Here is a 24,475-nt window from a genome sequence, read left to right on the forward strand (position 1 = left end):
GTGCATCCGACGTAACACATTGATCGAAATGTTTCGGCCCACGTCATCCCTACATATAACTACTTGCTCGCAGGCTATCATCGAGACTCTACGTACTCTCCTTCCCACTTTGTCATTATTTGTTGTTGGTCAACTAGCTTGATGCTATGAATCGTCTTGATCGCTATTTGTTTCGCCTGCAGGGCCTTTCCCGCGTCTCTTCAATGTGACGCGACTTCCTGTAAGTTGTCGGTATGGCTCGGCGTTATCGGGGCTGACTTCACTTTCGTCAATGTCGTTTTCTACGCTTTCGGGTGGTGGCGGGGTAGTGGCCCGGTAAATCTCTTTAACGTCAGTAAGAACCCCTCTAACGAACTCGCCAGTATTATCGTCAATAATGGCGGTGTAATTGATATCTACAAGATATTGAGGGCTTCGCTCAAGAGCCTGATATAAATTGTGATTAGCCTCTGTGTCTAGGTAGCCAATATCGAATCGAAGAGTAATAGGTTTTTCAGGAAACTCGGTTGACTGGACGCGAACAAAAACTTTGAGCGTATCCATATTCTTTGTAATGCTCTCGACGTAAACAGCATCATCTATGATGTTTCTTGAATCTGTAGTTACGGGGTCTTTAGCCACTATCCGCTCTATCGTTTCGCTGTCGAAAGTATCTGGACCAATTGTAATTTTTTCCGCATCAGGTGCTGCGGATATAATGCCCTCAAACCCTCTCGATACCTCGTTTTGATAGCCATTAAGCCGATTACGCTCTTCTTCCGGAAGGCTGGCCTGCAACGACTCTATAGTTGCCTGATTGGCCTGCATGGTTTCAATAAGTTTTCTGTCGTTTTCCTGCGCGCTTGACACGGCAGCGGAGGTTGCATTAACGATTGTCTCGACTGCATCTGACTCAGCCTCAATCTGCTTCCGGTCCTCGTACAGTGAGTAGGAATAGACAAGGGCTACGGCCGATACCGTTATGGCGCCAATAATGATTATAGTTTTAGCGATGTCTTTGGATTCCATGCGCTTGAAGGCCTCCTTGCATATTTCTGGGACCATCTTCTCCAAAGCTTCGGAGAACCTTGCTCCAATACCTGTGCAGCCTTCGCCAACGGTGAAGTATAGCCCAGCAAATATTTCTTGGTCTTCTGGTCGCCTAACAGCGCGAACATCAGCGACGCCAAACTTGTAGTAAGCATAAGCTCGTTTTAGGCATTGCGCATACTCATGGAGCGCCTTAGCCAGCTCTGGCGTTATCTCTCCATGATAGCGGTCACCATGAATTTTAATCTCTACTGCAGGCCATCCGTCAAATGACACTTTATCAAAATCAATAGGTTGATCTTCTTTAAGAAGCGCTAGCGCTTCATCAAGATTTCTTATAACAATTTTGTCGTCCACTTTTGCTTCCCTTGTAGTGGCCAAGTGAAAATGGCCACCGTTTTATAGTTAATACAGTAGCTTTCCTCAGCCTGGTCCGGACTCATCCCTTTGTTGTGCTGATGTGGTCGATGCTGGCTGTAATATCCGGATAAATACTTCACGATGTGATGCTGTGCTCGGGAGAGTAAGCTGAATAGTAGATGCTAATGTGAAGCAAGTTCTTTATAAATAGAAGGGTTTTCTTGAATAACTGCCAATACTTTGGCTGCCAGTCCCGTCGGATTACGGTGCTTGTTTTCCCAGCTTTTGATGGTATCCAAACTGGTTCCCATGGCTTTTGCAAATTCCGCTTGAGAGACATGTAGCTTGGTACGAATGGCTTTTACATCGGGCACTGCGTGGCGAGTAATGCGGCTAGCCTCATTTTTACCCTGCTTAAGTTTAACGGCTTCCTGCAGCGATGCTTGGAGTTCGTCAAAAATGCTCATTCGGAACACTCCTTTTTTACTCATTATCGGTTGCTATGACTTGTACCTGACGGCAAATATGGTCGCCGCCTGGTTGTCATCTGGCTGCTAACAGGGTGTTTACCGTGTAAGTAGTGTACATAATGGAAAATACTAACCCTATGATATTGCTTGGTTTCCACGTTGCAGGCGCGATCCCAAAGTTGGTTTGGTTGCACTCATAAGCCCTCGGCGTTTCTTCCCGTGGCGGAAGCCCGCGGGTTGATAGTACCTATCGGTTACTGGGTACTGGGCGAGGCCTGCCGACGTTTGCAGGCGTGGCGGCGGGAAGGGGGCAATATCGTGCCCATCGCGGTGAACATGTCGACGATGCAGCTGCGCGACAAGTCGCTGCCTACCCGGGTGGCGGATATATTGGACAGAACCGGTCTAGAGGCACACTTTCTGGAGATGGAGGTGGCCGAAAGCAGTCTGGTGCATCTACATACCGATGCCTCGATATCGACGCTGAGCGAGCTGAGTCGTATGGGAATACGCATTACCATCGACGATCTCGGGGACGGATGTGCCAGTCTGAAGCAGCTGCAGTGTTTTCCCATCAATACGGTCAATTTAGCGCCCTGCTTTGCCAAGAAAATGCACAACAACTCTAAAAGTCACGTTTTTACCAAGGCGCTGATCAACTTTCTCAAAGATCTATCTTTCCGCGTTAATGCCAAGGGCGTGGAAACACTGGCACAGCTGAACTACCTCGAAATGCAAGGCTGCGATGGCGCCCAGGGGTTCTGGTTGAGCAAGCCGCTTTCGGCCACACATTTCGGCGTATTGCTCGGCCCCGACCACCCCAAACTGCAGTTGCGGCAACTGGCGATGCGTCATCATTAGCCGCCAGTAACGCCGCGCCGATAGCATGAACGTTCCCGCTGAAAATCAGGCGTCGCACGACCTCAAGATCAGGAATGTCTTTGCGTATTGATCGCCATTGTGAAGCGTAATAAAAATTCGTATCATTCGCTTTACTATAACTATACGTTTCCTCCTCATTCCAAGGTCCTTATCATGCTCCGTAACACCAAACCCTTCGCGCAACGTCCGCTTGCGGCTGCCATGCGACGTTCACTCTCGCTATCGCTCGGCAGCATGCTGAGTATTACCCCGCTTGCCGCACTGGCTCAGGAAGACACAGTTGATACCGGCACCACCGTCGTTACCGCCACGGCACTGAAGGTGGATACGCCGCTGGCAGAGACGCCACGCCCGGTATCTACAGTGAATCGTGAAGAGCTCAATGAACGTAACGTCCAGCAACTCGATGAGACGTTCCGGTATCGCTCTGGCGTGCTTTCCGGTCATTATGGCTCGGACAACAACACGGATTGGTTCAAAATCCGGGGCTTTGACCAGGCAACCTACCTGGATGGCCTTCGTCTCTATCGCACCGGTTACTATCAGTGGTTACCTGAAACGTATGGCCTGGACAGAGTCGACGTTTTTAAGGGGCCCGCATCGATCCTATATGGTGAAGCACCTTCTGGGGGGCTGATTAATGCGGTCAGCAAGCGTCCTACCGATGAGCAAAGAGGTGAGGTCGAAATTCAGGCGGGCAACCGTGATCACCGCCAGTTGGGTTTTGATACCTCGGGTCCAGCCACAGAAAGTGGGGACGTACGCTATCGGGTTGTTGGGCTATACAAGGAGCGCGACGGTGATTTAAATGACACTGATAACGAGCGTTACTACTTTGCGCCGAGCCTCGAGTGGGATTTATCCGACGATACACAGCTGACGCTACTTGCAAGCTTTCAGAAGGACGAAGGCGTCCCGGTCAACCCTTTCAAACTCCCCTACGGTACTGTAGATAATACGCCTTTTGGTAAAGTGGACCCGCAAACTAACTATGGTGCACCCAACTACGACAAGGACGAACGTACTCAGACGTCCGTCGGCTACGAATTCAAACATCAGCTCGATAATACTTGGAAATTCGAGCAGGATTTCCGGTATAGCCATCTTGATCTGGATCTTCGCAGCACCTATGTTCTAGGCCAAACAGGCGATGGGCAAACCGCCTCGCGGGGCCATTTGCAGCGTGATGGTGAGATTGACAGTTTCACGATTGATAACCGTATGGTGGGTCAGTGGTACACAGACCGTACTGAAAATACCTTGTTATTCGGGGTGGACTACCAAGATCTAAGTCTTGATGGTAAGGAATTCGATAGTTTTGGTTACGATGTTGTCGATATTTTCAATCCGCAGGGCGATATTGCACCAGTCTCCAGCGATCAGTTGACTCAGCGCCAGATCGATAAAGAGCAGCTAGGTGTTTACTTACAGGACCAATTGCGTATCGATGACCGTTGGGTACTGTTGGGAGCCGTTCGCTACGATCAGGCAGAAACTGACAACGCCAATCGCACTGCTGGAACCACTGAGCGGGCCGATGATAATCAGGTCTCTTGGTCCGGTGGTGTGATGTATCTGGGTAACCATGGCATTAACCCCTACCTGAGTTATACGGAATCTTTTGAAACGCAAACCAGCGTTGACGATGGTGGAGATCTTTACGAACCATTGGAAGGGGAGCAGTGGGAGCTTGGGGTTAAGGTTGCCCCTCCGGCTTGGGATGGCTACGTAACAGCTGCCATTTTTGACCTGGAGCAGCGCAATAGCTTGGTGACTTCAACAACGGGAAGTCGTCAGGAGCAGAGTGGTAAACAGACATCCCAAGGGTTTGAGGTAGAAGGTGTTAGCTATTTGACCGACCAGCTGCAACTCACTGCTGCCTATACGTATACTGATGCTGAAGACGAAAACGGTCAGCGTAAGAGCCTCATTCCACGTCATCAAGCATCGGCCTGGATTGACTATGACTTTCAAGGTACAGCCGTGGATGGTTTGAAAGTGGGCGCTGGTATTCGCCATGTCGGCGAAAGCTCAGGCGGGTCTACTATCGATGTTCCCAGTTATACCGTGGGCGATGCCATGGCGAGCTATGACATCAATGAAAGTTGGACGGCCCAGCTTAACGTTAACAACGTGACCGATGAAGAATATGTGGCGAGTTGTGAATCTGATTTCTGGTGCTACTACGGTGAATCCCGCAGCGTGATTGGCAGCGTGAAATATAGCTGGTAAAGCCCATCGCAAACCACAACGCCCGGCCTATTGGTCGGGCGTTTGTGTATTAGAGGCATGTCTTAACGCCTTGAGGTATATCTAAATACGGTATTGTGTGTTTCTAGCTATACTGAGAACGCTGACTGCTCTCCTTCTATGCAGAACAGCCAACTCAGGAGTTGGTTATGCCACGTTTATTCCGTCGATTTGTTGGTGTTATCCCGCTTGTGCTGCCCGCGATACTAGTCGGTTGGGCTACCTCCGTCGCCGCGCAGGCACATAATAGTGGCATGTTAAGCGCTGAAGAATCAGACCCCAACCGGTTGGGCTGGATGCAGGGTTTTCCCCCTGCTGCTGAACGGGTAATTGGCCAACCAGACTCGAATTATTTTAGCTTCCCTAAAATGCGTTGGACGGTGTGCCACTTCCGCGAATTGCTGCCCACCAAACAGGTAAGTAGAGGGTTAGGCGCGCCCAAGCCTCTGACCTACGCGCTGGATGACGCTATCAATGATGTGATGTTTACCCCGCTTGACGGTAATGAATCCATGTCGTGGCAGGCGTCGCTGAACGAAAACTACACCGATGGCGTGCTGATTCTTCATCAGGGGCAAGTGGTGTATGAATACTACGCCGGGTGCTTAGACGAAGCCGGCAAGCATGGGGCCATGTCAGTCACCAAATCGATGACCGGCCTATTAGGTGAGATTCTGGTCGCTGAAGGCGCATTGGACGAAGAGGCCCTCGTCGGCGACATACTTCCAGAGCTGGCCAGTAGCGCTTTTGGCAATGCCACTGTGCAGCAGCTGCTAGAAATGACCACAGGCCTTGCCTACAGCGAAGATTACAGCGACCCCAATGCGGAAATCTGGGCGTACAACGCAGCGGCAAGCCCGCTCCCAAAACCAGAAGGCTATGCTGGGCCGCGTACTTACTACGAATATTTAGCTACCGTGCAGCCGGAAGGTGAGCATGGGCAGGTGTTTGGTTATAAAACCATTAACACTGATGCGCTGGGGTGGGTAATTGCTCGCACTGCTGGTGAGTCGGTGACATCGTTATTGTCGTCGCGAATTTGGCAGCGACTAGGTACCGAGCAGGATGCCTACTTTACTGTTGACTCCATCGGGACACCGTTTGCAGGTGGCGGTTTAAGTGCAGGCCTGCGGGATATGGCCAGAGTAGGCCAGTTAGTGCTGAATGAAGGTGTTATTGACGGAGAGCGGTTGTTTCCTGCTGCTGCGATAGAACGCATTCGACAAGGCGGTGACAAGCAAGCGTTTGCCGCTGCAGGTTACCGCACTTTACCTGGCGGTAGTTACCGGGGCATGTGGTGGTCGCTGCATAATGATCATGGTGCGTTCGCTGCCCGTGGCGTGCATGGGCAAACGATTTATATCGATCCCACCGCCGAGATGGTAATAGTGCGCTTTGCCTCGCACCCAGTGGCAGGCAATGCCGCCAACGACCCCACCTCGCTCCCAGCCTATCAAGCGGTGGCTGAGTATTTGTTGGAGAAAGCCCCTTAGGTCAGGGCTGCACGCCGTTCTATCTTTTCATATGTGCTATCATTGCAGTCAATGAAGTCAGTGTTAGCGTTGAGAAGAGCGTGAAAATGGCGACTATTACGGTGCGGAATTTAGATGATGAGCTCAAAGCGCTGCTCCGCGTTCAGGCGGCTAGCCATGGGCACTCTATGGAAGAAGAGGTGCGGCTTATTCTTCGCAAGGCGCTAGTAAAGCCGCAGCAGGGTGGGCTGGGACGTCGTATTCACCAGCGTTTTGCAGTTGAGGGCGGGCTGGAATTAGCGTTGCCAACATGTGAGGAAGAGCCCAGGGACGTGGACTTTGCCCGTTGATCCTGAAGTCATGGAATAACTGCCGCCATTTGTCAGCAGCACCACGCCCCGCTTGCTACCCGCAATGTGAAAGACTCCAAATATTTAGACATCCCCATTATCGATCCATGGCAGGTCGGGTCGCTACACCAACGCAACGCCGACCTCCACCACCCCAAACACCGCGACGCCAGCCGCGACCGGCCAGCCCAGTGAGCGCACCCGCGACCACACCAGCAACGTGACGGAAAGCCCGATGGCGGTGGCGGCCCAGGAAACAGCGCTTGGGTTAACCGGTACAATGGATACCCCCAGCACGGCGGCAATCATTAGCGGGCCGAGAATACCCAGCCACTGGGGCATGTTATTAAGGCCGCTTTCGCTGTTGAGGCGGCGCTGCATCCATAAAAACGGCACTACTCGCATCAGCAACGTGCCAATGGCAGAAACCGCTACCGCTAACCAAAGTGCGGTGCTCATGAGTTACGCCTCCTCGTTTGGAATTTCACCGTATAGAAGCACAGTGCCCCGCAAGCGGCGGCTAGGGGAATCGCCACGTTGCTCCAGCCGACCAGCGTTAAACAGAGTGCCGCTAGAATGGTGCAGCCCATGGCGACTGCCCAGCGCTTGTCGGTAAAGCGCGGCGCCACCATGGTCAAAAACAGCGCGGGCAGCGCGAAGGGCATAATCTCACCCAGCAGCGGCCAGCGAGCGGTAAAGGCCTCACCAGCGGTAGCCCCCACCGCGGTGCCGATTATCCAGGCGCCCCAGGCCAGCAGCGATGCACCAACAAACCAGCTAAAACGCTTTACCTCAGGCAGTTGGGGCAGCCGGGTTAGGGCCAGCGCAAACACCTGGTCGGTGAGGCCGTGCATTAACCAGGGCCAGTGGCGGCTGCGCGGCAGTAGCCCCGCCAGGTTAGGGCCGTACACCACATGGCGCACGTTAATCAGCAGCGTCATCGCTACCACCAACCAAAGCGGGGCACCTGTGGCGATCATACCAACAAACAAAAATTGCGAAGCACCGGCGTAAATCAGCGCTGAAATAGCCGTGGCCTCCAGCGTGCTGAAGCCTGCCTGGGTAGCGACTAAGCCAAATGACAGCGCCACTGGAATGTAGCCGCCCAATAGTGGGATGGCTTCTCGCACGCCCTGCAGTGCGGTACGAACGGGAGAGTGGTGGGCTAGCTGGCTCATGGTGTTTGGCCTTCTGCACCATAGGTGATGGTCATTATCAACGTGGCCTCTGCTGCCTGAGTGCGATAAAGGTGTGGTTGGTCGGCGGGGAAGGTCACGGTATCGCCTGGGGTGAGCTGGGTGGTGGTGCCCTCTGGCCCCGCTTCCAGCCAGCCACTAATCAGCGTAAGTGATTCACGCGTGCCGGGTGTATGGGCTTCAGCATGACGCAATGTATGCGGTGCGCAGCGCATCCAGTAGGCGTCTACCTGAGGAGAATCCTTGCCTTGATCAATTAAACGAACCTGGACGCCATCTTCACCCAGCGGCACGCTGATGGGCGCTACCAGGGTGCCAAATGGCACATTGAGCTGCACCGCCAGCCGCCAAATGGTATCGATGGTTGGATTGCCGTTGCCTTGTTCAAGGCGGCACAGGTTAGATTTGGCAATCCCTGCGTCATTGGCCAGCTGCGACAGCGACCAGCCCCGCTCAAGGCGAAGGGCTTGAAGGTGTTGGCCTAGGGTGTTGAGTGAAAGCTTATCCATTTTGCCATCTCGCGTTCCTTTTATAGAACGTTCTATATAAAGAACGTTAGCCTGTCAATGATTGTGACAAGCGCTTTCAGTGGCACTCTTTATGCATGACCTTTAGGTTGGCTGCTGCGAGGAAATGCAATGCGTTCATTGGCAATGCTTAAACCGGTTAAATCGATCCTATACAGTGTGGCGTTATTGCTGCTAGGCAACGGCTTGCTGAATACGTTGCTAACTTTGCGGGGTACAGGGGAAGGGTTCTCCAGCGCAGTGTTGGGGATGATTATGTCCGGCTATTTTGTCGGCTTTATCTGCGGCACCTGGGTAAGCGGGCGATTAATTCGGCGCATGGGGCATATCCGTACCTTTGGCTTCTGTGCGTCTATTTGTGCATCGGTGGCGCTGCTGCACCTTGTGTTTATCAACCCCTGGGTATGGCTACCGTTGCGGGTGGTCTATGGGCTGTCGTTTATTACCCTGATTACCGTGATAGAGAGCTGGCTGAATAGCCAAGCCGCCAGCCATGAGCGGGGGCGTATTTTTGCCGTTTATATGGTGGTCAACTTAGGCGCTTTGGCCACGGCTCAGCAGCTCTTGCGGCTTTCTTCACCGCAGGGTTTTTTACTCTTTGTGGTGATCGCCATTCTGATCAGTTGGGCTCTTTTGCCGATTACTCTGACCCGTCGCGTTCAGCCAAAAATCCCCGAGCGACCCAAAAGTAGCCTGCGCGCGTTGTTAGGCTTTGCGCCCTTGGCGGTGGCTTCCGCCGCTTTGTCGGGTCTTGCCATGGGCGCGTTTTGGTCGATGACCCCGGTGTACGCCACTCAACTAGGGTTTGATATTGGTGGGGTCGGGCTGGTGATGAGCGTGGCGATTATTGGCGGTGCGCTGCTGCAGATACCCATCGGGCGCTTCTCCGATAAGCATGATCGCCCTAGAGTCATGACCTGGGTGGTATTTCTTGCCGCGCTGATCGCCGTAGGCATGCCCTTCGCGCCCAGCCATGAAGTACTGCTGGGGCTGTATTTTGTCTGGGGTGGTCTGGCGTTTTCACTCTATCCCCTGGCGGTGGCGCAGTTGATCGACCAGCTTCACCCGGATGAAATTGTTTCTGGCTCGGCGGATATGTTGGTGATGCACGGTGCTGGCTGCGCGGTGGCACCAATTGCGGCGGGCTCTCTGATGACAGCAGTGGGCGGCCACGGCCTGCCGATCTATATCGCCTGCGTGTTTACTCTGCTGGGGAGTTACGCCCTTTATCGTCGCCGCCACGTAACGGCCTTGATTACCCATACGGCTCATTTTGAACCGATGGTACAAAGTAGTGCAGAGGCATTAGAAATGATCTCCGATGGTACCCAGCGCGACCTATTCGATGACCCGAGCTTCTATGAAGCAGGCGAACGTGAGCGCTTAACACGTCTTCTCAAACCAACCAGCGGTTGATTCTGGGCGCGCTGGGGAGTAAGCCTCATGGGGAATACTCCCCAGGTGAAACTAGCTGTTCGCTTTGTGGGAGCGGCAGGCCGCTGCCGTGAACAGTACGTCGGTAGACGAGTTGAGGGCGGTTTCGGTGGCGTCCTGCACCACGCTAATCACAAAGCCAATTGCCACCGCCTGCATAGCCACTTCCGTTGGAATACCGAACAGGTTGGCGGCCATGGGAATCAGCATCAGTGAGCCGCCCGCCACGCCGGAAACGCCGCAGGCCGCCAGCGCTGAAACCACGCACAGCAGCAGCGCCGTGGCAAAATCAACGCTAATGCCCAGCGTATGGGTGGTCGCCAGAGTAATCACGGTGATGGTAATGGCCGCACCGCACATATTGATCGTCGCACCCAGCGGAATGGAAATGGAGTAAGTGTCAGGGTCGAGCTCTAAGCGTCGGCAAAGCTCAAGGTTGACCGGAATGTTCGCCGCCGAGCTACGAGTGAAAAAGGCGGTAATCGCGCTACCCCGCAGGCAGGCGAACACTAGCGGGTAAGGGTTCTGGCGGGTGGTGAAGTAGACCAGCAGCGGGTTGCTCACCAGCGCGACAAACAGCATGCAGCCCACAATTACTGCCAACAGCTGGGCGTAGTTAACCAGCGACTCAACGCCGGACTCTGCCAGCGTGCCTGCCACCAAGCCAAAGATACCTAGCGGCGCTAAACGAATCACCAGTGTCACAATGCGCGTGACTGCTACAGATAAATCGCTCAATGCTTGGCGGGTGGTATCGCCAGCTTGGCGCAGCGCCAAACCCAGGCCGATAGCCCAGGCCAAAATAGCGATAAAGTTCGCCTCCATCAGTGCGCTAATCGGGTTGGCCACCGCGTTCAACAGCAGGTCGCGCAGAACGCTAAAAATATCGCCGGGCGGGGTGCCATCAACTTGGCCGGCATTCAACGACAGTTCGGTGGGGAATAGAAAGCTGGCCGCCACCGCGATGAGCGCAGCGATTAACGTGCCCACCACGTAAAGCACCAGCACTGGGCGAATGTGGGTGGGTTGGCCTTTCTGATGAGCAGAGATCGCGGCGGCCACCAGTACAAACACTAAAATAGGCGCTACCGCCTGCAAAGCGGCAATAAAAAGCTGGCCTAGTAGGGCCACATCGCTAGCAATCTCCGGCGTAAAAAGTGCGAGTACTACCCCGGCAACGATACCGATTAAAATCTGTGAGATAAGGCCCAGCTGTAGAAGTGGCCGGAAAACAGTACGAGCGGTGGCGATCATTGCGCAACTCTCAGGTAGTAAAAGGTGGGTGGCGTGGCGGTGCTTGGCCGCTAACGCGCCTGAAAGGGGCGGTAGTCTATCAGCTACGACCTGCCTTCGTTACGCCGATATTCGTTTAGTCGATGAGATGGCTATATTGGAGGGCTAACGATTAGACGCTGAATTGATTCAATAAAAATGCCCCTGCCGAGTAAGCGGGCAGGAGCATTGATCAATGACGCTTGTTGCCTTGCTGATTTAGCCTTTAGGTCAGGCCGCCACGATACCGAGGCTCGCTGAAGCGGTTTTTTGTGGCTTGCGGATGGTGTCGTCGTTATCCGCCAGTCGCTCACTGCTGCCAACCATCTCCGTATAACCGCGCTGGGTTAAAGCAAGCACTTCTGGCGACGTGCCCCACTTCATCAGCATTTCATCCAGCAATTGCTCGGCTTTTCCAGCCTGGCCCCAGCGGGTAAGCAGTTGGGCGATGGCGTAGTCGCACTCGGGGGTATCGAAAAGCTCGTCCTTGATATCTTGAATGGCAATGTGAAGGCCCGCCTGGGAAAGGTCGGTTTGCGTTTCGCTATGCATATCACGGCTCCTTGTGACTGCGAACGGCGGTTTGCGTTAAGAGACCGCCTGAATTTGAAAAGGTACGTCGGAACGCGTACGAAGCTGAGACTAATATAGCCGTCAGTGAGAAGCAAATACCAAAAAAGAGTGGTTTGATCGACTAATCGGCGTCCGTAATATGCCTGCGCAGTGTCCAGTAGCCACCCCACAGTCGCGTAGCCACCGTAATCAGACAAGCAATTGCAAATAACGTCGCCAGCGTAGGGAAGTGGTCAGGCAATAGGCAGAAAATCACCAGCGCCAGCACGGTTTCAGTGCCTTCGGTTAAGCCTTCTAAATAGTAGAACGCCTTGTTGGGAAAGTTAGGCCGTTCTATTGCGTGCTGTTTAGCGGCAATGGCAAAGGCCAGGAACGACGTGCCAGTGCCGACAAAGGCAAACAGCAGCACACAAGCCGCAAGGGCATTCTGCTCAGGGTTCGCCAGTGCAAAGCCAAGCACCACGGCGGCGTAGAAAACAAAATCGAGACCAATATCGAGAAAGCCGCCTGCCTCGCTGGTGCGGCCACCTAATCGTGCCAGCGCGCCGTCTACGCCGTCACCCAGGCGGTTTAGCACAATCACCACTAGGGCAAGCCCATACTGCTCCCACGCCAACAGCGGTAGTGCCGTCATCCCGATCAAAAAAGCGCCTAGGGTCACTTGGTCGGGGGAGGTGCCGTGTCGATGCAGCGGCTGCGCGAGCTGTTTGAGAGGGCGATGGGTTAACGGCATTGTCCAGCGATCGAGCACGCTATTCTCCTTATCATGAGTTGGCAATGTTGCGCGTTAGCTGACGCGCAAGGTGTTTTACGTTGGTGTTTAAATGCAGTTAATAATTACAACTAAAGTTGTTAGACTTTGGTGGTGATAATGGGTAAATAGCTAGACTAATGGCTGATAGCCGTTAATAAAGGGCGCCAAAAGAGTACCAGTACTGTACGTAGGGGGCTGCTGCCAATGCGCTCTCTCTTCATACCTCATCGTTCATACCACCGTAAGTGACGCTAATTATATGGATAAAACCACCCTGATGACGGCATGGGGCCAGCTATGGGGCTCCCATTACCAAGCTAAAAACTTATTAATGTGCGCACTGCCCACCGGTGGTGCCGCCAATGCAGCGGCGGCAACCCAACAGCGAGAGCCTCGCGAGCCCAAACCGCCTGCTTACACTACGCCGCAGAAGATTGGTTTGCTGCTTGGGCCGCTGTTGTTCGCCTTGGTCGCGCTGTTTTTTCACCCGGAAGACTTAAGCGTTGAAGGGCGCATGGTGCTGGCCACTACGTTATGGGTAGCGGTGTGGTGGATTACTGAAGCCATCCCGATTCCCGCGACCTCTTTGCTGCCTATTGTGCTGCTACCGATTACCGGCGCGCTGGATGGTAGTACGGTGACCGCCGCTTACGGCAACCCGATTATTTTCCTGTTCTTGGGCGGTTTTATGATTGCCCTGGCGATGGAAAAGTGGGATTTGCACAAGCGTATCGCGTTGTCGATTATCGCCGTGTTAGGCACCAGTATTAACAGTATCGTGTTTGGCTTTATGGCCGCGACCGGCTTTTTATCAATGTGGGTCTCCAACACCGCCTCCGTTATGATGATGCTGCCCATTGGTACGGCGATTGTTTTCCAGGTCAGTCAGGAACTGGCTAAAAGTGACGGCGATCACAGTGCCGAAATCGATAAATTCAGCAAAGCACTGATTTTTGGTATCGGTTACGGCGGTACCATTGGTGGTTTAGGCACGCTAATTGGCACCCCGCCGAATATCATTCTCGCCGCGATTGCCAACGAGCTATTTGGCATTGAGATTTCCTTCGCCGGATGGATGGTGTTTGCCTTTCCTGTGGTCATCGTGCTGTTGTTTAGCGCTTGGCTGCTGCTAACGCGGGTGTTTTTTCCGGTTAAATTTAGCCATCTACCGGGTGGGCGAGAGCTGATTAACAAAGAGAAAGACGCCTTAGGCACCACCAGTTTTGAAGAAAAAGCGGTGCTGGGTGTTTTCCTGTTTGCGGCCTTTATGTGGATTACCCGGTCGTTTTTGTGGCAGGGGCAGATCATTAATATTCCCGGTATCAACGACACCATGATCGCCATCGTCGCTGCGTTGCTACTGTTTTTAATTCCTTCCAAAAACAAAGGTGGCTGCCTGCTGGGCTGGGATATCGCCAAAGATGTGCCTTGGGGGATTTTGCTGCTATTCGGCGGCGGTTTAGCGATTGCCGCAGGCTTTGGCTCATCCGGTCTGGCGGAATGGATCGGTGGGCAGATGAGCGTGTTGGAAGGCGTCAACTTCCTGCTGGTCATTCTTCTGGCGACCGGAATGGTGCTTTTCCTCACAGAGATCACCTCAAATACCGCCACGGCCACGATGATTCTGCCGGTGTTGGCATCGCTGGCGCTGGCGCTGGATATCCACCCCTTCGTACTGATGGTGCCCGCGGCCATGGCCGCCAACTGCGCCTTTATGCTGCCGGTTGGTACGCCGCCTAATGCGATTATCTTTGCCACCGGTAAGATCAAAATCATTGAGATGGTGCGCACCGGCTTCTGGATCAACATCATTGCTATGCTGCTGATCGTGGCGGCGGTGTACTTCCTGCTGCCGGTCATGTGGGGGGGTTGATCTCACCACGTATCCCGACGCCTTCCGTCGCTAGAGAGCTAGCGACGAGAGTAAGAGATTATTGAGACAACTAGCCCCGCCATTGAGCGGGGCTTTTTGCGGCGGGATTGTTGGCGGGGAGGTTGTTATCATGGCGCCACATTGTTTTTGTTGAGCTTGTTATGCGTCTACTTCATACCGCCGACTGGCACTTGGGCAGGCTGTTTCATAACCTCTCGCTGTTGGAAGATCAGCGCCACGTGCTCAACCAGTTAATCGAGATCATCGACCGCGAAGCCATCGATGCGGTGCTGATCGCGGGTGATATTTACGACCGCTCGGTGCCCCCTGCGGCAGCGGTAACGCTGCTGGACGAAGTGCTGCACGCGCTCTGCGAGGAGCGCAAGCTGCCGGTGATTATGATCTCAGGTAATCACGACGGTGCTGAGCGGCTGCGTTTTGGCGCGCGCCACTTGCGCCAAGCCGGGCTGCATATTCTTTCCGATCTGGCCGCATTTGAAGTCCCCGTCACGCTGACGGTTAAGGGGGTTGAGGTGGATGTGTTTGGCATCCCCTACGCGGACCCCGAACACGTGCGTAGCCAGCTTAACGCGGACGTGCGCGATTTTGACGGCGCCCACCGCTATTTGGTCGATCGCATCCAAACGCAGCGCCACCCAAAACGGCCCACCGTGCTGATGAGCCACTGCTTTGTGGATGGCGGTAGCGCTTCAGACTCTGAACGCCCGCTGACCTTAGGCGGGGCTGAGAGCGTCGCCTGGGAACCCATGCAAAACTTTGACTACGTGGCGCTGGGGCACCTGCACGGCCCCCAGTACCGCGGCGGCGAGCATATTCGCTATAGCGGCTCGTTGCTCAAGTACAGCTTTTCCGAAGCCAGTCAGCGCAAAGGTGTGACGCTGGTGGAGTTAGAGGCAGACGGGGTTCAACGCATTGAGCAGATCCCGCTGATCCCCAATCGCGAAGTGCGCGTATTGGAGGGCGAGATAGCAGCGCTTATTGAGCAGGGTAAAACGGATCCCAACGCCGACGATTATCTACTGGTGCGGCTGACGGATCGCCACGCCATTCTTGACCCCATGGGCAAGCTGCGCGAGGTCTACCCTAACGTGCTGCATCTGGAAAAGCCCGGCATGCTTGATGCTCGTGGCACTCAGCAGCTAGACCGTGATCGCCTACGCTTTGATACGCTGGATATGTTTAGCGACTTCTTCAAACAAACCAGCGGGGAGGCCATGAGCGACGAGCAGGCTCGCACCATGGCGGCGTTAATTAACCAACTGCAGCGCGAAGAGGTCCAGCAATGACGCCGTTAACCCTTACCATGCAGGCGTTTGGGCCCTTTTCAGGCAGCGAAACCATTGATTTCACGGCGCTGGGCAAAAGCCCGCTGTTTTTAATTAATGGCCCCACCGGGGCGGGTAAAAGCTCGATTCTCGATGCGATTTGCTTTGCCCTTTACGGCCAGACCACGGGCGATGAACGCACGGGCTCTCAGATGCGCTGCGATCAGGCCGATGCCGTGCTGCTAACGGACGTCACGCTGGATTTTCGCCTGCGCGGCGTTGATTACCGAGTGCGCCGCGTGCCCCAACAGGAGCGCCCCAAGGCCCGCGGCGAAGGCACCACCACCCAAAACGCTGAAGCCCAGCTATGGCGAATGACAGCGTTAGGTGAGACGGGTGAATGTCTCGTCGCTAAGAGCGTCATTGACGCAACCGCTGAACTGCAAAGCCTGATTGGGCTCAACGCGGACCAGTTTCGCCAGGTGATGGTGCTCCCTCAGGGCCAATTTCGTGAGCTGCTGATGGCAGACTCAAAAGACCGCGAAAAAATCTTTTCCCAGCTGTTTCAAACGCAGATTTTCCAGCGTATCGAAGAGCGGTTGCGTACTCAGGCCAACCAAATCGAGCGGGCGGTGAACGATCATCGCCAGCATATCAGCGGCATTCTTGCCGGTGGCGAGTTGGAAAGCGAAGCCGCGTTGGCGCAAGAGCTTGAAGCCCTGACACCCCAGGTGGAGCAAGCGCGCCAAGGCTTTGAAACCGCCCAGCAGCGGCGGCGTAGCGCCGAAAAACAACGCGATGAGGCACTGGCACTGCAGCGCCAGTTTCAGGCTCGCGACACGCTAGCCGCGGATAAAGCCCGCCATTTAGAGCAGCACGCTCAAATAGACAACAAAAAGGCTCGCCTAGCGCAAAATGATCACGCCCAGGCGCTGCGACCCCAGAGCGCTGCGCTCGCGCAAGCACGGCAGGCATTATCCACCGCCCAAACCGAGCACCAACAGGCGCAAGCTGCGTTAACAACCCAGCGCGCAAATGCCGAACAAGCGCAGCAAAGCTGGGAAGCGGCCCGGGAGCGCCAAGGGCAAGTTCCCGCGCTGCGTGAACGGCATCGCCAGCTAAGCGAGTTTATTCAACAAGGCCAACAGCTAAGCGAGTTACAGGCGCGTTTTCAAACGGCGCAGGCCACCTGGCAACAAGCCGACGAGGCGTTCAAGCGTGATGAGCAACAGTTAGAACGCATTCGCCAACAGGGTGAAGCCATCGGCGTTACTTTGGAGCGCTTACAAACAGAGTTTCAGCAGCTGGCCAGCGCCCCCGCTGAACTCAGCCGTCATAAAAGTCTGCTTAACCAGCGCCAAGAACTGGATGCTCTAAGCCAACACAAGCGCGAGCTTGATAGCCGACAACAGCAGGCAACGCAAGCGCTGCGTCGCGATCAAGAAGCTGCAGAACAGGCGCAACGCCACGCCACTGAGCAGGAGATGCGCTGGCATCAGAGTCAGGCGGCGCTGTTAGCGCTGACGCTTGAGCAAGATGCCCCTTGCCCGGTGTGCGGCAGCCTGGCGCATCCCGCCCCAGCGGTAAGTAGTGCCGAGGTGGTCACCCAGGCGCAGGTTGAGGAAGCCCGCTCAGCGTTAGAAAAAGCCCGTCAAGCGCGACAAGCAGCTGAGCACCAGCAGCAGAAGCTTGCCCAACAGATTGAGTACAACGCAGAGCAGGTGCAGCGCCTCGGGCAGCAGTTGGGCGAATGGGCGACCCAGCCGCTAAGCGAGCTGCAGAACGCCTGCGAAGGCTTGCGCCGCCAAGTGCAGCGCCAGCAAAGCGTTGAGCACGAGATTAGCCAGCAAACCGCTGCCCGCGATGCACTGCGGCGCGAATGGGCGACACTGGATAAGCGGCTTAAAACTCAGCAACCCGCGGTTGAAAAGGCCAAAGAAGACGCCCTTCGCCTAGAGAGCCAGCGCGACCAGCTGAGCCAAACGTTGCCTGATGATGCCCGCGACCCAGAGGCTATGCGTCAAACGCTTGCTGAGCTGGAACGCCAGATCGCGCAGATTGAAAAAGCCTGGGAAGGCGCTCAGCAGTCACTGTCGAATAGCCAAACTCAGCTGGCGCGGGCGGAAGAGCAGCTACGCGGGGCGAACGAACGAATCGAACGCAGCGAACAATCGCTCCAAAAGGCCCAAGCCGAGTGGCAAACAGCGTTGCAGTCGAGCCCCTTCGACGATGAGGCGGCGTTTCAGGCGGCCCAGTTGGACGACTCCCAGCAACAAGACCTTACCCAGCAGATAGAGGTGTACCAGCGCCGCCTGGCCGAGCTTGAGGGCGCGCTGCAAAATTACCAAACTCAGCTTGCGGAAAAAACGCCGCCCGATCTTGCCGCTTTCCATAACCAGGTCGAGGACACACAAGCAGAAGAAAATGCCCAGTTAGAGACGTGGCGGGGGCTAGATGGGCGGTTAAAAACGCTACACGCTATTCGCCAAAAGCTCACCACTGCCCACGCCGCCCAGGCCGAGCTTGAAGCCCAGTACCAGCTTTGGGGCACGCTCAGCGAGGTTGCTAATGGCCGCACCGGGCACCGGATTAGCCTGCAGCGCTTTGTGCTGGGTGTGTTGCTGGACGACGTGCTGATTCAAGCCTCAGAGCGGCTGGTGCGCATGAGCCGTGGGCGCTATCAGCTAGTGCGTCGGGAGGATCCGTCTAAGGGCAATAAAGCCTCGGGCTTGGAGCTTGATGTGGCCGATACCTACACCGGCAAAAACCGCCCGGTCGCGACGCTTTCCGGCGGTGAGTCGTTTATGGCAGCACTGGCGCTGGCGCTGGGCCTTTCGGATGTAGTGCAGGCCTACGCGGGTGGCATTACTCTAGATACGTTGTTTATCGATGAAGGCTTCGGCAGTCTCGATCAGGATGCCCTGGACCAAGCTATCGCCATGCTTAGCGAGCTGCAAATGGGCGGGCGAATGATTGGGATTATTTCTCACGTCAGCGAACTCAAAGAGCAAATGCCAGTCCGTTTAGAAGTGCGCGCCAGCCGTCAGGGCAGTACCGTTGACGTGAAAGGCATAGACGCAAAAGGGATAATGGCACCGTAACTAGACGCTAGTAAGAAGAGGAGTACCAAGGATGAACGCAAGTAAAATTTTACAGCAGCTTATGCAGCAAGCCGGTGGTAGCCAAAAAGGCAGCGGCGTGGACGTAAAAGGCATGCTGGACGGTCTTTCCCGCCAGCTGGGTGGAAGCAATAACGCTACCAGCCAAGGTGCCCAGCAAGGCAGTGGCTCTAGCGGCTTTGATATGAAAAGCCTGCTGGGTGGCGGCGCCATGGGCCTATTAGTGGGTTCCAAGCGCGGCCGGAAAATGGGCGGCAAAGCGCTTAAATATGGCGCTATTGCTGGCGTCGGCGTGCTGGCATGGAAAGCTTGGCAGAGCTCCCAGGCGGGTAAAGATGCCAATCGCCAACAAAGTGCTGCCCCGAATACCTCAGAGGGTGAGTCGGTTGACGCACTGAGCGGTGAATACCAGGAGCGCCGCAGCCTTGAATTGTTGCAAGCAATGATCATGGCCGCCCGTGCCGATGGCCATATTGACGAGCAAGAGCAGGCGCTGATCACCGAACAAATCGACGCCCTAGGCGCTGACCAAGAGATGCATCGCTGGGTAGAGCAGCAGCTAAAAGCACCGCTCGATGCCCAGGCACTGGCCCGCGAAGCAGACTCTCCTCAAGCGGCCCGCGAGATGTATCTGATCAGCGTGGCCGTGACCGATGAGCAAAACCCCATGGAGCGTGCTTGGCTTGATCAGTTGGGCAATGCCCTCAACTTATCCAACGAGATGACCACTGAGCTTGAGCGCCAAGCGCAGCAGGCAGGTTAATGCTGGAAACGATTAATTTTTGGCTAGCTACCGGCTTTGGGCTGGGACTAGCGCCAATGGCGCCGGGTACCTTTGGTTCGCTGCTAGGTATACCGTTGGCGTGGTGGCTGTTGAGCCGCCCGCTGGTTCAGCAGGGCACCATCATGGCGGTTCTGTTGGTGCTGGCGGTGCCGGTTTGTCACGTAGCGGTTAGACGTTATGTAGGCTTAGGGGACGCAGGACTGGATCATGGCAGCATCGTGGTCGATGAGTACGTGGCGTTTCCGCTAGCGGTCATTGGGTTAACCGCCGCGCGCAACCCACTGGTAATGGCATTGGCGTTCGTTGTTTACCGCTTTTTTGATGGGCTGAAACCACCGCCTATTCATTTGGCGGAGTATGTTCATGGTGGCTTTGGAATCGTATTGGACGATGTTATTGCCGCACTGGTGACCTGGGTGATCATGGCGCTAGCGCTGAAGTTATGGCAGCGTCGAACGTCCCGAATGAGTTCGCAGTAGAATACGGTAACTACCGTTGCATAAAAACGCCGTAAGCCTTGGTTATAAGGGCCTACGGCGTTATTTTTTACAGCTTATTAATCACTGCTCACTGTCTATTGTGAGTGTTTGCTGCCTTACTCTTTAACCACAATCACCGATTTAACGTTGACGAACTCGAGCATGCCAAATCCGCCGTGTTCGCGTCCGTAACCGGAGTTCTTAACCCCGCCAAACGGCATTTCCGGAGTAGCAACGCCGAAGCCATTGATAAATACCATGCCGGTGTCAAAGTACTTGCTGGCAAGTTCGGTGGCGCGCTTGACATCTTTAGAGATGATGCCGCCGCCCAAACCATAACGGCTGTCGTTGGCAATACGCATGGCGTCTTCGTCATCCTTGGCACGAATCAGCGCCGCTACCGGGCCAAATAGCTCGTCATCGTAAGCAGGCTGACCGGGGGTGACGTTATCCAGTACGGTGACTGGGTAGAAAGCGCCTTTGCCGGCTGGTTTTTCACCGCCGCAGAGGATTTTCGCGCCCTTACGCACACTTTCTTCCACTTGCTCATGGAGGCCATCGCGCAGGTCAACACGCGCCATGGGGCCAAGGTCGCTACCTTCCTGGGTCGGGTCGCCAGCCTTGAGCGCTTGCATACGAGCCACATAGCGCTCTTTAAACGTCTCGTAGTTTTTCTCAGTCACTATAAAGCGCTTGGCGGCAACGCAGGTCTGACCGCCGTTGAAGACACGCCCCAATACGCAGGTGTCGACCGCCACGTCTAAGTCAGCATCGTCTAGCACCAAGAAAGCATCGTTAGAGCCCAGCTCAAGTACTGTCTTTTTCAGATTCTCAGCGGCTTTAACGGCCACTTTACGGCCCGCACCGTCGCTACCCGTTAACGTCACGCCTCGCACTGCCGAGTGAGCGATCATTTCGTCAGAAACGTCATGAGAAATGACCAGCGTGCGGAAAACGTTCCCCGGAAGGCCTGCTTCGCGGTAGATCTTTTCCAGCAGCAGGCCGCTGCCGGTGACGTTTTCAGCGTGCTTAAGCAGTACGCCGTTACCCGCCATGATATTGGCGATTGAGTAGCGTACTACCTGATAAGCCGGGAAGTTCCAGGGCTGAATGCCGTAGATCACACCCATGGGTGAATAGCTAATAATACCGCGTTCGCCATTACCGGGCTGACGCTCTTCATCGGCTAGCTTGGTGGGCCCATGTTCAGCAGTGTAGTCACAGATCGCCGTACAGAGGTCAACTTCCTGACGCGCTTCCTCAGGGAGTTTGCCCATCTCCGTGACCATCATGTCGGCAAGCTCTTCTTTGCGATCCTGCATGGCTTGACCAATCGCTTTGACCGTTTTAGCACGACTTTCCAGCGGTTCGAGGCGCCAATCGAGGAAGGCTGCGTAGCAGTCATCGACTACTTGCTTCGCTTCCGCGCTGCTCATTAACGCGTAGGTTTCGAGTGTTTCACCGTTGGTGGGATTAATTGTCGTGATGCTATTGCTCATAAGATCTCCTATCTTTAGATCAACATAATATTGGTCAAAACGTCCAGCTCCCAGACGTTTAGACGACCGGTCTATTTCTTGCTTGGGAGTACTCTAGTACAAAAATGGCGGCTTTGCATAATGGAAATGTAAATCATCCGGCCATGGCTCAGCCGAGGAGTTCCATCAACCATTGCTAAAATTGGCTTTGCTAATCAAAAGTCGGTCCGCCAGCTTCTTCGCCCCACACTTCTTCCAGGCGATCATCACGGCCACAGCTGAAGCGATAGAACTTATAGCGCACGGGGTTCTTTTGGTAATAGTTCTGGTGATACTCCTCAGCCCGCCAGAAGGTGGTCGCTGGAACTATTTGGGTAGCGATATCCTGGTCGAAGCGCGCTTCCATTTCGGCTTTCGACGCTTCGGCAAGCTCTCGCTGCTCCTCGTCATGATAGAAGATCGCCGAGCGGTATTGATCGCCCACATCGCAGAACTGGCGGTCTACCGCGAAAGGGTCGATATTGCGCCAGAAGATGTCTAGCAACTGCTGGTAATTAATCTGCTCTGAATCGTACTCAACCTGAACGACTTCAGCGTGGCCCGTGCCGCCTTGAGAGATTTCTTCGTAGGACGGATTCTCAAGCTCACCGCCGATATAGCCGGAAATGGTGGCACTGACCCCAGGCTGTTTGTCGTAGGGCGGCTCCATGCACCAAAAGCAGCCACCTGCAAAGGTTGCCTTGGCGTTAGTTTGCGCCTGCAACGGAGAGCTGGTCAGTAGGCCGGCAGCCGTTGCCATGATAAATAGCGATAAGGGGCTAACGCGGGGTAGGGCGCTGAAACGGTTAAAATATGCCATTAAGCTAAGCTCCTGAAGGCATGGCAAGCAGGCCGTAAGTGGTTTAAAACGGTACTGAGCCATTAATAGGTCTATTCATAAATGTATGAGTCTATTAGTGGCGATGGGTTCAGCTTGTTGACGGCCTGGTGTGGCAAGTTTGTGTTGCCCACGGCATAAGTACCCGCGGAGATCTCGCACATGATTCAGCAGCATTCACAACAAGTACAAAAACAGTCAGTGTCATCAGCTAGCTTGGCATTTGATTATATCGTGGTAGGTGCGGGCACCGCTGGGTGCCTGCTGGCCAATCGACTCAGCGCCAACCCCAAGCATAAGGTGCTGTTGATAGAAGCGGGCGGCCGCGACAACTACCACTGGATCCATATCCCAGTGGGTTACCTCTACTGCATTAATAACCCGCGTACCGACTGGCTGTTTCGCACCGAGCCTGATAAAGGGCTTAACGGTCGTTCGCTGATTTACCCGCGCGGGAAAACCCTGGGCGGCTGCTCCAGTATCAACGGCATGATTTATATGCGCGGGCAAGCGCGGGACTATGATCACTGGGCAAAAATCACCGGCGACGACGCTTGGCGCTGGGAGAACTGCCTGCCTGACTTTATCAAACACGAAGACCATTACCGCTTGGATAAGGGCGGGGATGCAGACGCAAAACACCGGGATTTTCACGGCCACGGTGGCGAATGGCGAATCGAAAAGCAGCGCCTTAAGTGGCAGGTGTTGGATGATTTCGCCGAAGCCGCCGTGCAGGCGGGCATACCGCGCAGCGATGATTTTAATCGTGGCTGCAATGAGGGCGTGGCCTATTTTGAAGTCAACCAGCGCTCAGGTTGGCGCTGGAATACCGCTAAGGCATTTTTGCGCCCCGCGCTCAAGCGCGACAACTTAACGCTATGGCACTCCACTCAGGTCAATCGGCTACTTTTTGAGGTGCAGGCGGGCACACCACGCTGCACGGGCGTTGAGCTAGAGCGCGGAGGTAACGTCCAACGCGCTGTGTTGAGTAAGAAGGAGGGGGTTAGCGCAGAAGTAGTGCTTTGTAGCGGGGCTATCGGTACGCCGCACTTGTTGCAACTTTCCGGTGTTGGGCCGGGTGAGCTGCTACGCGAACACGGCGTTGAGGTCGTCCACGACCTGCCCGGCGTGGGCGAAAACCTGCAGGATCACTTGCAGATTCGCTCGGTGTATAAAATCACCCATGGCAAAACCCTCAATGCCATGGCCAGCACGCTTTGGGGGAAAGCGGGAATAGGGCTGGAGTACCTGCTCAAACGCTCAGGGCCGATGAGTATGGCCCCCTCACAGCTGGGCGCTTTTACGCGCAGTACGCAGGACCTGCTGCATCCCAATATTCAGTACCACGTGCAGCCGCTAAGCCTGGAAGCCTTTGGTCAGCCGTTGCATCCGTACCCGGCAATTACCGCCAGCGTATGCAACCTCAACCCCACCAGCCGCGGCACGGTGCGGCTTAAAAGCAGCGACCCACGTCAAGCGCCGGCAATTTCACCCAACTATTTAAGTACGCCCGAAGATCGCAAGGTGGCGGCAGATTCTCTGCGAGTGACGCGGCGCATCGCCGAGCAGCCGGCGTTTGCGAAATACGCGCCGGAAGAGGTAAAGCCAGGCCTTGAGTACCAGAGCGACGACGAGCTAGCGCGGCTGGCCGGTGATATCGGCACGACGATTTTTCACCCCGTTGGCACCGCGCGCATGGGCCGCGAAGATGACGCTATGGCCGTGGTCGATGCACGGCTACGCGTGCGCGGCATCATGGGGCTAAGAGTCGCCGATGCGAGTGTTATGCCAACTATTACCAGCGGCAATACCAACTCACCCACCTTGATGATCGCGGAGAAAGCGGCGGGTTGGATACTGGCAGAAGGCAGTCAGGCGTTGGAGCGCGCCTAAGCGCAAGCGTTGTTAGTCAGCGTTTTATGGGGGTGTTGACGTGATGGGGTAGTTAAGCGCAAAATATGTTCAGTCGGTTAGCAAGTCGAACGTTGTCAGCAGTATTTAGAAGCGCCT

The 24,475-nt window shown here is 54.9% G+C and carries 21 protein-coding genes; 11 read left to right on the forward strand and 10 right to left on the reverse strand.

The features are described 5' to 3' along the window. Positions 1–144: 144 nt before the first annotated feature. Both RZA33_RS01685 and nadS read right to left on the reverse strand, forming a co-directional pair. Positions 145–1,386 carry a hypothetical protein gene (locus RZA33_RS01685; protein WP_317506109.1) on the reverse strand — a complete coding sequence of 414 codons (1,242 nt, stop codon included), beginning with the start codon at positions 1,384–1,386 and terminating at the stop codon, positions 145–147. A 185-nt stretch (positions 1,387–1,571) separates the two neighbouring features. Beyond that, positions 1,572–1,856 carry a NadS family protein gene (gene nadS / locus RZA33_RS01690; protein ID WP_317506110.1) on the reverse strand — a complete coding sequence of 95 codons (285 nt, stop codon included), beginning with the start codon at positions 1,854–1,856 and terminating at the stop codon, positions 1,572–1,574. Positions 1,857–2,018: 162 nt separating this feature from the next. Here nadS and RZA33_RS01695 point away from each other — a divergent pair, with 162 nt between their 5' ends. The 4 genes from RZA33_RS01695 (at position 2,019) to RZA33_RS01710 (ending at position 6,813) form a co-directional block, all read left to right on the forward strand. Beyond that, the gene (locus tag RZA33_RS01695; protein ID WP_317506211.1) at positions 2,019–2,720 is read left to right on the forward strand and encodes an EAL domain-containing protein; all 702 of its coding nucleotides are present in this window, start codon (positions 2,019–2,021) and stop codon (positions 2,718–2,720) included. 174 nt (positions 2,721–2,894) lie between these two features. Continuing rightward, positions 2,895–4,973, forward strand: a complete 2,079-nt coding sequence (locus RZA33_RS01700) for a TonB-dependent siderophore receptor (protein WP_317506111.1) — start codon at positions 2,895–2,897, stop codon at positions 4,971–4,973. A 167-nt stretch (positions 4,974–5,140) separates the two neighbouring features. Next, complete coding sequence (locus tag RZA33_RS01705) at positions 5,141–6,484, forward strand: serine hydrolase (protein ID WP_317506112.1); 1,344 nt, start codon at positions 5,141–5,143, stop codon at positions 6,482–6,484. An 86-nt stretch (positions 6,485–6,570) separates the two neighbouring features. Further along, positions 6,571–6,813 carry a FitA-like ribbon-helix-helix domain-containing protein gene (locus tag RZA33_RS01710; RefSeq protein ID WP_317506113.1) on the forward strand — a complete coding sequence of 81 codons (243 nt, stop codon included), beginning with the start codon at positions 6,571–6,573 and terminating at the stop codon, positions 6,811–6,813. Positions 6,814–6,936: 123 nt separating this feature from the next. Here RZA33_RS01710 and RZA33_RS01715 read toward each other — a convergent pair whose 3' ends face one another. The 3 genes from RZA33_RS01715 to RZA33_RS01725 are packed head-to-tail and all read right to left on the reverse strand — an operon-like array spanning position 6,937 to position 8,518. Beyond that, positions 6,937–7,272 (reverse strand): AzlD domain-containing protein, encoded by a 336-nt coding sequence (locus RZA33_RS01715; RefSeq protein WP_317506114.1) that lies wholly within the window; start codon positions 7,270–7,272, stop codon positions 6,937–6,939. After that, on the reverse strand, positions 7,269–7,991 hold the full coding sequence (locus RZA33_RS01720) for an AzlC family ABC transporter permease (RefSeq protein WP_317506115.1): 723 nt from the start codon (positions 7,989–7,991) through the stop codon (positions 7,269–7,271). Before RZA33_RS01720 ends, RZA33_RS01715 begins: the two co-directional genes overlap by 4 nt. Next, positions 7,988–8,518, reverse strand: coding sequence for an XRE family transcriptional regulator (locus RZA33_RS01725; protein WP_317506116.1), 531 nt, complete (start codon positions 8,516–8,518; stop codon positions 7,988–7,990). Before RZA33_RS01725 ends, RZA33_RS01720 begins: the two co-directional genes overlap by 4 nt. A 129-nt stretch (positions 8,519–8,647) precedes the next feature. On the opposite strand from RZA33_RS01725, the gene RZA33_RS01730 reads away from it, so the two are divergent. Beyond that, on the forward strand, positions 8,648–9,952 hold the full coding sequence (locus RZA33_RS01730) for an MFS transporter (protein ID WP_317506117.1): 1,305 nt from the start codon (positions 8,648–8,650) through the stop codon (positions 9,950–9,952). Between the two features lie 51 nt (positions 9,953–10,003). On the opposite strand, the gene sstT is transcribed toward RZA33_RS01730, so the two are convergent. From sstT to RZA33_RS01745, 3 genes are all read right to left on the reverse strand, one after another. Continuing rightward, positions 10,004–11,224: a serine/threonine transporter SstT gene (gene sstT, locus RZA33_RS01735; RefSeq protein ID WP_317506118.1), complete on the reverse strand. Its 1,221-nt coding sequence runs from the start codon at positions 11,222–11,224 to the stop codon at positions 10,004–10,006. Between the two features lie 249 nt (positions 11,225–11,473). Next, the gene (locus RZA33_RS01740) at positions 11,474–11,794 is read right to left on the reverse strand and encodes a hypothetical protein (protein WP_317506119.1); all 321 of its coding nucleotides are present in this window, start codon (positions 11,792–11,794) and stop codon (positions 11,474–11,476) included. Between the two features lie 142 nt (positions 11,795–11,936). After that, the gene (locus tag RZA33_RS01745) at positions 11,937–12,566 is read right to left on the reverse strand and encodes a CDP-alcohol phosphatidyltransferase family protein (protein WP_317506120.1); all 630 of its coding nucleotides are present in this window, start codon (positions 12,564–12,566) and stop codon (positions 11,937–11,939) included. 262 nt (positions 12,567–12,828) lie between these two features. On the opposite strand from RZA33_RS01745, the gene RZA33_RS01750 reads away from it, so the two are divergent. The 5 genes from RZA33_RS01750 (at position 12,829) to RZA33_RS01770 (ending at position 20,110) form a co-directional block, all read left to right on the forward strand. Next, positions 12,829–14,442, forward strand: a complete 1,614-nt coding sequence (locus RZA33_RS01750) for a DASS family sodium-coupled anion symporter (protein ID WP_317506121.1) — start codon at positions 12,829–12,831, stop codon at positions 14,440–14,442. Positions 14,443–14,603: 161 nt separating this feature from the next. Next, positions 14,604–15,749 carry an exonuclease SbcCD subunit D gene (locus RZA33_RS01755; RefSeq protein WP_317506122.1) on the forward strand — a complete coding sequence of 382 codons (1,146 nt, stop codon included), beginning with the start codon at positions 14,604–14,606 and terminating at the stop codon, positions 15,747–15,749. Further along, complete coding sequence (locus RZA33_RS01760; RefSeq protein ID WP_317506123.1) at positions 15,746–18,829, forward strand: SMC family ATPase; 3,084 nt, start codon at positions 15,746–15,748, stop codon at positions 18,827–18,829. Before RZA33_RS01755 ends, RZA33_RS01760 begins: the two co-directional genes overlap by 4 nt. 31 nt (positions 18,830–18,860) lie before the next feature. Further along, positions 18,861–19,610, forward strand: a complete 750-nt coding sequence (locus tag RZA33_RS01765) for a tellurite resistance TerB family protein (protein ID WP_317506124.1) — start codon at positions 18,861–18,863, stop codon at positions 19,608–19,610. Then, positions 19,610–20,110 carry a phosphatidylglycerophosphatase A gene (locus tag RZA33_RS01770; RefSeq protein WP_317506125.1) on the forward strand — a complete coding sequence of 167 codons (501 nt, stop codon included), beginning with the start codon at positions 19,610–19,612 and terminating at the stop codon, positions 20,108–20,110. The genes RZA33_RS01765 and RZA33_RS01770 overlap by 1 nt, the downstream gene beginning before the upstream one ends. 116 nt (positions 20,111–20,226) lie before the next feature. On the opposite strand, the gene RZA33_RS01775 is transcribed toward RZA33_RS01770, so the two are convergent. Both RZA33_RS01775 and msrA read right to left on the reverse strand, forming a co-directional pair. Beyond that, complete coding sequence (locus tag RZA33_RS01775) at positions 20,227–21,609, reverse strand: NAD-dependent succinate-semialdehyde dehydrogenase (RefSeq protein WP_317506126.1); 1,383 nt, start codon at positions 21,607–21,609, stop codon at positions 20,227–20,229. 190 nt (positions 21,610–21,799) lie between these two features. After that, positions 21,800–22,447: a peptide-methionine (S)-S-oxide reductase MsrA gene (gene msrA, locus RZA33_RS01780; RefSeq protein ID WP_317506127.1), complete on the reverse strand. Its 648-nt coding sequence runs from the start codon at positions 22,445–22,447 to the stop codon at positions 21,800–21,802. 180 nt (positions 22,448–22,627) lie between these two features. Here msrA and RZA33_RS01785 point away from each other — a divergent pair, with 180 nt between their 5' ends. Continuing rightward, positions 22,628–24,358, forward strand: coding sequence for a GMC family oxidoreductase (locus RZA33_RS01785; RefSeq protein ID WP_317506128.1), 1,731 nt, complete (start codon positions 22,628–22,630; stop codon positions 24,356–24,358). Positions 24,359–24,475 lie beyond the last annotated feature (117 nt).

The organism is Halovibrio sp. HP20-59 (assembly GCF_033052795.2).
GTDB lineage: Bacteria > Pseudomonadota > Gammaproteobacteria > Pseudomonadales > Halomonadaceae > Vreelandella.

Excerpts from the sequence above, each read along its gene's own strand:
- nadS (WP_317506110.1), bottom strand. The coding sequence starts at position 1,856 with ATGAGCATTTTTGACGAACTCCAAGCATCGCTGCAGGAAGCCGTTAAA.
- RZA33_RS01700 (WP_317506111.1), top strand. The coding sequence starts at position 2,895 with ATGCTCCGTAACACCAAACCCTTCGCGCAACGTCCGCTTGCGGCTGCC.
- msrA (WP_317506127.1), bottom strand. The coding sequence starts at position 22,447 with ATGGCATATTTTAACCGTTTCAGCGCCCTACCCCGCGTTAGCCCCTTA.
- RZA33_RS01725 (WP_317506116.1), bottom strand. The coding sequence starts at position 8,518 with ATGGATAAGCTTTCACTCAACACCCTAGGCCAACACCTTCAAGCCCTT.
- RZA33_RS01710 (WP_317506113.1), top strand. The coding sequence starts at position 6,571 with ATGGCGACTATTACGGTGCGGAATTTAGATGATGAGCTCAAAGCGCTG.
- RZA33_RS01715 (WP_317506114.1), bottom strand. The coding sequence starts at position 7,272 with ATGAGCACCGCACTTTGGTTAGCGGTAGCGGTTTCTGCCATTGGCACG.
- RZA33_RS01765 (WP_317506124.1), top strand. The coding sequence starts at position 18,861 with ATGAACGCAAGTAAAATTTTACAGCAGCTTATGCAGCAAGCCGGTGGT.
- RZA33_RS01750 (WP_317506121.1), top strand. The coding sequence starts at position 12,829 with ATGGATAAAACCACCCTGATGACGGCATGGGGCCAGCTATGGGGCTCC.
- RZA33_RS01760 (WP_317506123.1), top strand. The coding sequence starts at position 15,746 with ATGACGCCGTTAACCCTTACCATGCAGGCGTTTGGGCCCTTTTCAGGC.
- RZA33_RS01775 (WP_317506126.1), bottom strand. The coding sequence starts at position 21,609 with ATGAGCAATAGCATCACGACAATTAATCCCACCAACGGTGAAACACTC.
- RZA33_RS01720 (WP_317506115.1), bottom strand. The coding sequence starts at position 7,991 with ATGAGCCAGCTAGCCCACCACTCTCCCGTTCGTACCGCACTGCAGGGC.
- RZA33_RS01770 (WP_317506125.1), top strand. The coding sequence starts at position 19,610 with ATGCTGGAAACGATTAATTTTTGGCTAGCTACCGGCTTTGGGCTGGGA.
- RZA33_RS01755 (WP_317506122.1), top strand. The coding sequence starts at position 14,604 with ATGCGTCTACTTCATACCGCCGACTGGCACTTGGGCAGGCTGTTTCAT.
- RZA33_RS01785 (WP_317506128.1), top strand. The coding sequence starts at position 22,628 with ATGATTCAGCAGCATTCACAACAAGTACAAAAACAGTCAGTGTCATCA.
- RZA33_RS01730 (WP_317506117.1), top strand. The coding sequence starts at position 8,648 with ATGCGTTCATTGGCAATGCTTAAACCGGTTAAATCGATCCTATACAGT.
- sstT (WP_317506118.1), bottom strand. The coding sequence starts at position 11,224 with ATGATCGCCACCGCTCGTACTGTTTTCCGGCCACTTCTACAGCTGGGC.
- RZA33_RS01705 (WP_317506112.1), top strand. The coding sequence starts at position 5,141 with ATGCCACGTTTATTCCGTCGATTTGTTGGTGTTATCCCGCTTGTGCTG.
- RZA33_RS01740 (WP_317506119.1), bottom strand. The coding sequence starts at position 11,794 with ATGCATAGCGAAACGCAAACCGACCTTTCCCAGGCGGGCCTTCACATT.